This is a genomic window from Rhodoferax lacus (assembly GCF_003415675.1).
Taxonomy (GTDB): domain Bacteria; phylum Pseudomonadota; class Gammaproteobacteria; order Burkholderiales; family Burkholderiaceae_C; genus Allorhodoferax; species Allorhodoferax lacus.
In genome coordinates this window covers 72,495-81,311 of the sequence record NZ_QFZK01000015.1, presented here as the reverse complement: position 1 = coordinate 81,311, position 8,817 = coordinate 72,495, and the positions used below count along the sequence as shown (strand labels likewise).

Genomic DNA, 8,817 nt, shown 5'->3' with positions numbered 1-8,817 from the left:
TCAATACCAATTGTCGTAATCTCCATGGTGGACGCTCCTTTCGCTTCAGAGGGTTGAAAACACACCCCTCACTTTGGCACTTTGATGCCGCTAATGCGAGGGGGGCGTCCATTCCATTGGCCCGGCGCCGGGTTGCATTTCTCTCCGACTAAAGAGCTATCCCTAAAACGCTGGCCTGCAGCGACCCGAGCACGATCGCAGCGATCTGTAACAGCAACAGCAAGGCCAGTGGCGACAGGTCCACACCGCCCACCAACGGAATGATGCGGCGTATCGGCATGAGGGCTGGTGCCACCAGACGGCCCAGCAAGTCGGACAAATAGGACTGGGTCTGCACCCAGGACAGCACGGCGTACAGAATCACCAGGCCGGTCAGCGTGGAGATAGCCATGCGCACCACGCCAAACAGCGCCAGCACCACCACGCCCAGCCAGCCCGCACCGCCACCCAGCATCAGCCACTGCGCGCCGAACAGCGCCAGTTGCACCAGGAAGGCGGCCACCAGGCTGGCGGTGTCCCAGCTGCCCAGTGCGGGCAGCACACGGCGCAGCGGCAGCACCAGCCAATCGGTGAGCGCAAACATGAATGGGCCCATGGGATTGCCCGAACGGGCCGACATGGGAATGCGCTGGTGCTGCATATACAGGCGCAGCAGGCACACGCCGGTAAGCAGTCCGGCAGCAACTTCCAACAGCAGGGAGACGATTTGGTAGAGCATGGTGGGGTGGGTTTGAAGCAGCCAGAATCATAGCCCGAGAGCGGCGCCAGCCCACCCTCTTAGAATCGAGGGTTACGCACCCTGTTGTGCGCCTGTTATTTTCCTGTTTCGCCCCATCCACACCGCAAGCTTTCCATGTCCGATACCACTACTGCCGCCGCACAAGCACCCGCTCCGCAAGACGAGAACCAGCTGATTCTGGAGCGCCGCGAAAAGCTCAAGGCCCTGCGCCAGGCGCAGCAGGACGGCAAAGGAGTTGCCTTCCCCAATGACTTCCAGCCCAGCCACAAGGCCGAGCAGCTGTTTGCCGAATATGACGCGCACGCCACCGAGATCCTGGCGGGCATGAATGTCACTGTGAAGGTGGCCGGTCGCATGATGCTCAAGCGCGTCATGGGCAAGGCTAGCTTCTGCACCCTGCAGGACGCCTCTTTTGGCAGCAGCGGTGGTCGCATCCAGATCTATGTGAAGGGAGAGGACGTGGGCGAAGAGCTGTACGCCGCCTTCAAGCACTGGGACCTGGGTGACATCGTGGCAGCCGAAGGGCTGGTCTTCAAGACCCGCACCGGCGAGCTCTCTATCCACGCCAGCAGCGTGCGCCTGCTGACCAAAAGCCTGCGCCCCATGCCGGACAAGTTCCACGGCATCAACGACCAGGAAGTGAAATACCGCCAGCGCTATGTGGACCTGATGACCGACGAGTCCTCGCGCAAGCGCTTTGTGGCGCGCAGCAAGGCTGTGAGCGGCATCCGCGACTTCATGGTGCAACACGGTTTTCTGGAAGTGGAAACGCCCATGCTGCACCCCATTCCCGGTGGCGCCAATGCCAAGCCTTTCACCACCCACCACAACGCGCTGGACCAGCAGATGTTTTTGCGCATCGCGCCCGAGCTCTACCTCAAGCGCCTGATAGTGGGCGGGTTTGACCGGGTCTTCGAGATCAACCGCAACTTCCGCAACGAAGGCATCTCGGTGCGCCACAACCCCGAGTTCACCATGATGGAGTTCTACGCGGCCTACTGGAACTACCAGGACCTGATGACCTTCACCGAGCAGCTGGTGCGCGACGCCGCCATCAAGGCCGGTGACTCGCTGCAACTGAGCTACGGCGGCAAGCCGGTGGACCTCTCAAAACCCTTCGAGCGCCTGACCATTTTGGAGGCCATTGCCAAATACACCGAGGCCGGCGAAGGTGCCTACAACGCCGAGTGGCTGATCAACGCCCTGCGCAAGCTGGGCCACACCGAGGCCAAGCACCACCTGTCCACGCGCAGCCTGGCCAGCCTGCAGGTGCTGTACTTCGAAGAAACAGTGGAAGACAAGCTGTGGCAGCCCACGTTTATTTGCGAGCACCCGGTGGAAATCTCGCCGCTGGCGCGCGAGAGCGACACCAAACCCGGCGTGACCGAGCGCTTTGAGCTCTACATCACCGGGCGCGAGTTCGGCAACGGCTTCAGCGAGCTCAACGACGCCGAAGACCAGGCCGCCCGCTTCAAGGCACAGGTAGATGCCAAAGACAGCGGCGATGACGAAGCCATGCACTTTGACCACGACTTTGTGCGCGCCCTGGAATACGGCATGCCCCCCACCGGTGGCTGCGGCATCGGCATTGACCGCCTGATGATGCTGCTGACCGACAGCGCCAGCATCCGCGACATCATTCTGTTCCCCGCGCTGCGCCGCGAGGCTTGAAGCTCCAAGGCCTGGGCGCCACCGCCATGCAGGACGGCAGCGCAGACGCAGCCCAGGCGCTGTACCAGGCCGGTGAGCTCCACCTGCAGGCCGGCGAATGGGCGCAGGCCGCGCAGGCCTTCCGCCAAGCCTTGGCAATGGAGCCGCAACTGGCCGAGGCCCATGCCAACCTGGCCTACGTGCTGGACCAAAGCGGCGCCCTGGCCGAGGCGGAAAGCAGCTACCGCACCGCGCTGGCGCTGGCACCCTACAGCGCCACCATCCACCTGAACCTGGGAGCCCTCCTGGCGTTTAAGAAGCGCCATGCCGAGGCCGAGGCCTGCTACGCCGCCGCGCTGTCGCTGGAGCCGGACTCCAGCGCCGTGTGGTCCAACCTGGGCGCGCTCAATCTGAACCTGAAGAACGAGGACACGGCCGACGCCTGCCTGCGCCAGGCTATTGCCCTGGACCCCGACAACCGCCGGGCACGCTTCAACCTGGCCTACCTGCAACTGCGCCATGGGCATTACGCCGAAGGCTGGGAGCTGTTCGAGGCGCGGGACTGGTACCGTGCCCTGGCCCAGCGCCTGGGCTTTGCACGCTGGCAGGGCGAGCCCTTGCAAGACCAGTCACTGCTGGTGACCTTTGAGGCCGGCCATGGCGATGTGATCCAGTTCTGCCGCTACATCCCACTGCTCAAGGCACGAGGCGCCAGTCGCATCACCCTGCTCTGCCACCCGGCCCTGGTGGCCCTGATGCACAGCGTGGCCGGTCTGGACGCAGTCTGCAGCTTGGACGAGGCGCTGCCACCCGAAGCCTTTGACTACTGGATGCCGCTGCTCAGCGCCCCCTACCACCTGGGTACGCGCGTGGACTCGGTGCCAGCGCACCTGCCCTACCTGCAGGCGGATCCGCACAGGGTGGCGCAATGGTCGCAGCGCGTGCCCACCAACCACGCCCTACGCGTGGGCCTGGTCTGGAAGGGCAACCCCCAGTTTGAAAACGACAGCGACCGTTCCCTGCCGCATCTGCGCAGCCTGGCACCCTTGTGGCAGGTGCCCGGCGTGCAGTTCATCAGCCTGCAAAAGGGCGCAGGGGAAAACGAAGCCGCGCAGTGCAGTTCGCGGCAAGCCCTGATCGATTTGGGTCCGGCCCTGCAGGATTTTGCCGATGCCGCAGCCCTCATCCACGCGCTGGACCTGGTAATCACTGTGGACACTGCCATGGCCCATCTGGCTGGCGCCCTGGGCAAGCCCTGCTGGCTGCTGCTGCCCTGGTACATGACGGACTGGCGCTGGGGCGCAGAGGGCACGACCACGGTCTGGTACCCGCAGGTGATGCGGCTGTTCCGCCAGGGCGCTGATGCAAATTGGACACCGGTGGTCGATGCGCTGCGGATGGCGCTGCTGGAACGTTGCACGCCGCAGCCCAAGCTGCCCGGCTGAGGCAGCCACCGCTATCATGCGGATCCCCCGAACATTCTTCCCATGCAAAACCAATCCGCCCGCGGCATTCTTTACCTGTGTTTTGGTGTCTTCATCTTCTCGCTGCAGGACGCCATCATCAAACAGGTCAGCGGTGGTTATGCCTTGACCGAGGTGGTGTTTCTGCGCTCCTGTGTGGGCCTGCCGATTTTGCTGGTACTGGTGCAACGCGAAGCAGGCTGGCGCGCCCTGTTTGCAGCGGGCCTGCTGCCGCTGGCCCTGCGCGCCCTGATCATGTTTGGGGCCTATACGGCCTACTACATGGCCTTCCCCGCCCTGCCGTTGGCCGACGCCGTGGCCCTGTACTTCACCGTGCCACTTTTTATTACGGCACTGGCTGGGCCGGTGCTGGGCGAACACATTGGCTGGAAGGTCTGGGCCGCGGTGGTGCTGGGCTTTGCCGGTGTGCTGGTGATGCTGCAGCCGGGCACCGGCCTGTTCAACCCGGCCGCCCTGCTCTCGCTCATCTCTGCGGCCCTGTACGGCTGCGCCATGCTGATGGCGCGCAAGATGGGCACGCGCCTGCCGACCTCGGTCATGGCTTTTTACCAAAATGGCTTCTTTCTGCTGGGCGCAGCCCTGGCAGCCGCGGTGCTGCACCAGCTGGGCATTGAACATGCCACGCATCCGAGCGTGGCCTTCCTGGTGCGGCCCTGGACCGTTCCCACCGTCACCGATGGGGCGCTGATTGGCGTCTGTGGCGTGGTGGCGGCCGTGGGCACCATGTTCCTGACAGCAGCCTATCGGGTGGCACGCAGCAGCACGGTCACGCCGTTTGAATACACCGGCATTTTGTGGGCGCCGCTGTGGGGCTATCTTTTCTTCTCGGAGATACCCAAGTTCACCACCTTTGTGGGGGCAGCGGTGATTTTGGTGGCTGGCTTGATTGCCATGCGCATGGCCCAAAAATGAGCATCGCGTATCTGAATGGCTACCCGCCTGAAACGGTGCAGCAGGTGGAGAGCCTGCTGCAGGCGCAAAAGCTGGGCCCCTGGCTGCAGAAGAAATACCCGGACGCCCACGGCATGCGCGATGACCGCGCCCTGTTTGCCTATGTGCAAGAGCTCAAGCAGCAGTACCTGAAGGGTGCGCAGCAGCTCAGCAAAGTGCTCTACGACAACAAGCTGCAAGTGGTGAAAAATGCGCTGGGCACGCATACCACCATCTCGCGGGTGCAAGGCTCACAACTCAAGGCGAAACGCGAGATCCGCATTGCCGCGCTGTTCAAGGACACACCACTGGAGTTCCTGCGCATGATTGCAGTGCACGAGTTGGCGCACCTGCGTGAGCGCGAGCACGACAAGAATTTCTACAAGCTGTGCTGCTACATGGAGCCTGACTACCACCAGTTGGAGTTTGAGGTGCGCGTCTACCTGAGCTACCTGGACAGCAGTGAACACGGCAGCGTGCAGCGGCTCTGGTCATAATCGGGGCTCACACCAAGACCCGAGCACCCACCATGACACGCCAAAGCCCCTGGGCCTCCAAAGTTGCCAGCCTGATTCAGGGCGGCAACGCCGCTGCTGCGCTGGCCCAGATCAAGGTCGCACCCAGTGTCAAGGATTTGCAGCAGCTGCGCAAACTCCTGGGCGCGGGCGGCCTGCTGCAACGCCACCCGGCGGTGGACGACGCCACCAGCGACATGATTGTGGCGCTGTCCTCACCCCGGCTGCACCGCTCACCCTGAGCTGCCGATGGCTGGGCGCTCAGCCCGACAGGAATGCAGCGTCACAAGGTTGCCCCAAGGTGAAAGTCAGGCAATCCAGTCCAACGCGTGCATGTACTCGGGCTGCACCATCAGGGTGTCCCAGTCCGGCGCGGCCTGGCGCGGCAGCAGGTTCAGGCGGCGCTGTTCGCTGGCTTCCTGCGCCTGCCATTGGCCCTTGAGTTGTGCCTCGGTCAGACCCGCAATCAACTCATCGATGGCGTGCCCTCCCCCCTCGCTGCTGGCCACCGACTGGTTGCACAGCAGCACCATGTCACAGCCCGCCCGCAGAGCGGCAATCGCAGCCTGGGTGTAGCTCAGGGCCTGGCCATCGAGCATGCGGGCTCCGGCCATGGACAGGTCGTCGCTGAAGATGGCGCCGGTAAATCCCATCTGGCCACGCAGGATGCCGTTCAGCCAGGTGCTTGAAAACCCGGCCGGGCGGCTGTCCACCTTGGGGTAGATCACGTGGGCCGGCATGACGCTGGTCATGCTGTTGCTCAGCCAGCGATAGGGCGCTGCGTCGTCCTGCAGGATGGCTTTCAAGCTGCGCTTGTCCACCGGAATGTCGGTGTGCGAATCGGCCTTGACGAAGCCGTGGCCGGGAAAGTGCTTGCCGCAATTGGCCATGCCGCTTTGCAGCAGGCCCTGCATCAGGCTTTTGGCCAGCAGGCTGACCACGCGCGGGTCGCGGCCAAAGGCGCGGTCGCCAATCACACCGCTGGCACCATAGTCCAGGTCCAGCACCGGGGTGAAGCTCAGGTCCACGCCGCAGGCACGCAGCTCAGCGCCCAGCACATAGCCACAGGCGGTGGCAGCGTTGGTGGCATCCAACGGCCCGGCGTGCCCTCCCCCCGCGGCCTTGCCCAGAGGCTTGGGTGCTGCCAGCCACATCTCGCCCAGAGCGCGCATGGGCGGCAGGTGGGTGAAGCCATCGGTCTTGAAGCGCTGCACCCGCCCACCCTCATGATCCACACTGATCAGCAGGTCGGAGCGCAGCTTCTTGATGCTGCGGCACAGGGCGGTGAGCTGCGCGCGGTCTTTCCAGTTGCGGGCAAACAGGATCAGGCCGCCCACCAGGGGGTGCTTCAGGCGTTCGCGGTCCACCGGGCTCAGGGTGAGGCCGGCGATGTCAATGATCAAAGGGGCGTGCAGGGTCATGGCAGGTTGCTAGGGGTTTGAGCAGGCAATCAGGTTGGTGTGGGTGCAGCCAGGTGTTCCACCACGCAGAAGCTGGCGGCGTAATCGGTCTCGTCGGTCACGGTAATGTGGGCTTGCAGGCTTTGAGCCTCAAACCACTGCTTGAGTTCGCCATGCAGCACGAGCACGGGCTTGCCGCTGGCCTCGTTGGCAATCTCGCACAGCTTCCAGGTCATGGGCATGCGCATGCCAAGGCCAATGGCTTTGCTAAAGGACTCTTTGGCGCTGAAGCGTGTGGCCAGGTAGCGGATGCCGCGTTCCGGCCAGCGCGCGCTACGGGTTTTCCAGGTCTTGAATTCGTGGTCACTCAGTACCTTGGCCGCGAAACGGTCACCGTGGCGTTCCAGGCTGGCGCGTATGCGCCGCACATCGCAGACATCGGTGCCAATGCCGTAGATCATGCCGGAGTGGCCCCCACGCTTGCCACTGCGTGTGCTGCGCTGCCCCCCAAGGGGGCCCTCGCGGCTTGGGACGGCCCGGCGCCGCTCAAGGCTTCACCCTCAAACACTCTATGTACGCTTCAACCGTTGCCGCATAGCCCAGCTCCAGCGCATCAGCGATCAGCGCATGGCCAATGGAGACTTCGCTCACGCCGGGCACCTGCTGCACAAAGGCGGCCAGGTTGTCGCGGTTGAGGTCGTGGCCGGCGTTGACACCCAGGCCTGCAGCCAGCGCCGCCTGCGCGGCAGCGGCAAAGCGCTGGAGTTGCGCGCCCTGACCGGGCGTGCCCCAGGCTGCTGCATAGGGTTCGGTGTACAGCTCCACGCGGTCGGCGCCCACGTCCTTGGCCGCCTGCATGGCCGAGGGCTCGGCGTCCATGAACAGGCTTACGCGCAAGCCCAGGGCGTGGGCCTGTGCAATCAGAGGCCCCAGGCGTGCGGCATCGGCCGGAAAGCTCCAGCCATGGTCGCTGGTGAACTGGCCCTCGCCATCGGGCACAAAGGTCACCTGGTGCACGGGCAAGTTGCGTGCACGCAGATCGGCCACGCAGTCCATCAGGTTGTGGAAGGGGTTGCCCTCCACATTGAACTCGCGTCCGGGCCAATCCTGCAGCAGGGCTGCCAAATCGCGCACATCCTGGTCCCGGATGTGGCGCGCGTCCGGCCGCGGATGTACGGTGATGCCCGAGGCACCCGCCTGCAGGCACAGGATGGCCGCACGCGTGACGCTGGGAATGCCCAAGTGGCGTGTGTTGCGCACCAGGGCCACTTTGTTGAGGTTGACCGACAACGCGGTGCGGGTAGGGTGTGCGGTGTTCATAGGGCCTGTATGTCCATCATCATTTGCCGGGAGCGCAGGGTCTTGACCCCGCAATGGTAGTGCAGCAGTTGGCGCAGCTGGGGCTTGAGCTCGGCCATCATCTCGGCACAGGCGCGCAAGGTGGTGGTGAAGGGTGCATCGTTGTGGATGGCGGCCTGCAGGCTGGTCCATTGCGCTCCCGTCAAAGCGCCACGCTCCTCGTTTTGGGCCTGGCGCAGACCACCCTCTGGCACCAGGGTGTAGCGGGTCGCGCCTTCCAGTGCGCCCAGGGTCAGGGTCTGTCGGTCCAGCTGCGGCAAAAGGCCGATCTCGCGCAACAGCAGCAGCTCCCAGGTACGCAAGGCCGCCTGCAAGACTTCACCGTGCTCGCTGGCAATGACCTGCACCACGCGGGCGTAAATTTCAAACAGCTGGGGGTGCGGGTCGTCGCGCGCCAGCAGGGTCAGCAGCAGTTCATTGAGGTAGTAGCCCGAGAGCAGCGCGTCGCCGGTGGGCATGACGTGGCCACCCTGCCACTCGGCGCTTTTGAGGCTGCGGATTTCGGCATCGCCCCCAAAGGCCAGCTGCAGGGGCTGCAGCGGCAGCAGGATGGGCCGAAAGCTGGAGGTGGGCCGCTTGGCACCCTTGGCCACCAACGCAATGCGCCCATGGTTGCGGGTGAACACCTCCACGATCAGGCTGGTCTCACTCCAGTCGTATCGGTGCAGCACAAAGGCTGGTTCGTCTGAGAATCGACGAGCAGCCACTATTCAGATGGATGTTTCGCCGCCGGGCCGCCC

10 protein-coding genes are annotated in these 8,817 nt (G+C 64.2%); 5 read left to right on the top strand and 5 right to left on the bottom strand.

The features are described from left to right. Positions 1-148: 148 nt before the first annotated feature. A complete protein-coding gene (locus DIC66_RS18145) occupies positions 149-718 on the bottom strand; it encodes a YggT family protein (RefSeq protein ID WP_117179503.1) in 570 nt (189 codons plus the stop codon). A gap of 135 nt (positions 719-853) precedes the next feature. On the opposite strand from DIC66_RS18145, the gene lysS reads away from it, so the two are divergent. Genes lysS through DIC66_RS18120 form a run of 5 tightly spaced genes read left to right on the top strand, consistent with a single transcriptional unit; the run spans position 854 to position 5,560 of the window. After that, positions 854-2,410 (top strand): lysine--tRNA ligase, encoded by a 1,557-nt coding sequence (gene lysS, locus DIC66_RS18140; RefSeq protein WP_117179502.1) that lies wholly within the window; start codon positions 854-856, stop codon positions 2,408-2,410. Beyond that, the gene (locus DIC66_RS18135) at positions 2,407-3,834 is read left to right on the top strand and encodes a tetratricopeptide repeat protein (protein ID WP_233505983.1); all 1,428 of its coding nucleotides are present in this window, start codon (positions 2,407-2,409) and stop codon (positions 3,832-3,834) included. Before lysS ends, DIC66_RS18135 begins: the two co-directional genes overlap by 4 nt. 42 nt (positions 3,835-3,876) lie before the next feature. Then, the gene (locus DIC66_RS18130; RefSeq protein ID WP_117179501.1) at positions 3,877-4,785 is read left to right on the top strand and encodes a DMT family transporter; all 909 of its coding nucleotides are present in this window, start codon (positions 3,877-3,879) and stop codon (positions 4,783-4,785) included. Beyond that, complete coding sequence (locus tag DIC66_RS18125) at positions 4,782-5,300, top strand: YgjP-like metallopeptidase domain-containing protein (RefSeq protein ID WP_117179500.1); 519 nt, start codon at positions 4,782-4,784, stop codon at positions 5,298-5,300. The genes DIC66_RS18130 and DIC66_RS18125 overlap by 4 nt, the downstream gene beginning before the upstream one ends. Positions 5,301-5,332: 32 nt before the next feature. Then, a complete protein-coding gene (locus DIC66_RS18120; RefSeq protein ID WP_117179499.1) occupies positions 5,333-5,560 on the top strand; it encodes a hypothetical protein in 228 nt (75 codons plus the stop codon). A 66-nt stretch (positions 5,561-5,626) separates the two neighbouring features. Here the strand turns inward: DIC66_RS18120 and nagZ are convergent, their stop codons facing one another. The 4 genes from nagZ to recO form a co-directional block, all read right to left on the bottom strand. Continuing rightward, positions 5,627-6,739: a beta-N-acetylhexosaminidase gene (gene nagZ / locus DIC66_RS18115; RefSeq protein WP_117179498.1), complete on the bottom strand. Its 1,113-nt coding sequence runs from the start codon at positions 6,737-6,739 to the stop codon at positions 5,627-5,629. A gap of 29 nt (positions 6,740-6,768) precedes the next feature. Then, entirely contained in the window at positions 6,769-7,179 is a 411-nt protein-coding gene (gene acpS, locus DIC66_RS18110) for a holo-ACP synthase (RefSeq protein ID WP_117179497.1), read from the bottom strand. Between the two features lie 85 nt (positions 7,180-7,264). Further along, the gene (locus tag DIC66_RS18100) at positions 7,265-8,038 is read right to left on the bottom strand and encodes a pyridoxine 5'-phosphate synthase (protein WP_117179496.1); all 774 of its coding nucleotides are present in this window, start codon (positions 8,036-8,038) and stop codon (positions 7,265-7,267) included. Further along, a complete protein-coding gene (recO, locus tag DIC66_RS18095; RefSeq protein WP_117179495.1) occupies positions 8,035-8,784 on the bottom strand; it encodes a DNA repair protein RecO in 750 nt (249 codons plus the stop codon). The genes DIC66_RS18100 and recO overlap by 4 nt, the downstream gene beginning before the upstream one ends. Between the last annotated feature and the right edge of the window lie 33 nt (positions 8,785-8,817).

Bases quoted from the DNA above. Each gene is read 5' to 3' on its own strand.
- DIC66_RS18120 (WP_117179499.1), top strand. From the start codon at position 5,333: ATGACACGCCAAAGCCCCTGGGCCTCCAAAGTTGCCAGCCTGATTCAG.
- DIC66_RS18100 (WP_117179496.1), bottom strand. From the start codon at position 8,038: ATGAACACCGCACACCCTACCCGCACCGCGTTGTCGGTCAACCTCAAC.
- lysS (WP_117179502.1), top strand. From the start codon at position 854: ATGTCCGATACCACTACTGCCGCCGCACAAGCACCCGCTCCGCAAGAC.
- DIC66_RS18125 (WP_117179500.1), top strand. From the start codon at position 4,782: ATGAGCATCGCGTATCTGAATGGCTACCCGCCTGAAACGGTGCAGCAG.
- nagZ (WP_117179498.1), bottom strand. From the start codon at position 6,739: ATGACCCTGCACGCCCCTTTGATCATTGACATCGCCGGCCTCACCCTG.
- DIC66_RS18130 (WP_117179501.1), top strand. From the start codon at position 3,877: ATGCAAAACCAATCCGCCCGCGGCATTCTTTACCTGTGTTTTGGTGTC.
- DIC66_RS18145 (WP_117179503.1), bottom strand. From the start codon at position 718: ATGCTCTACCAAATCGTCTCCCTGCTGTTGGAAGTTGCTGCCGGACTG.
- acpS (WP_117179497.1), bottom strand. From the start codon at position 7,179: ATGATCTACGGCATTGGCACCGATGTCTGCGATGTGCGGCGCATACGC.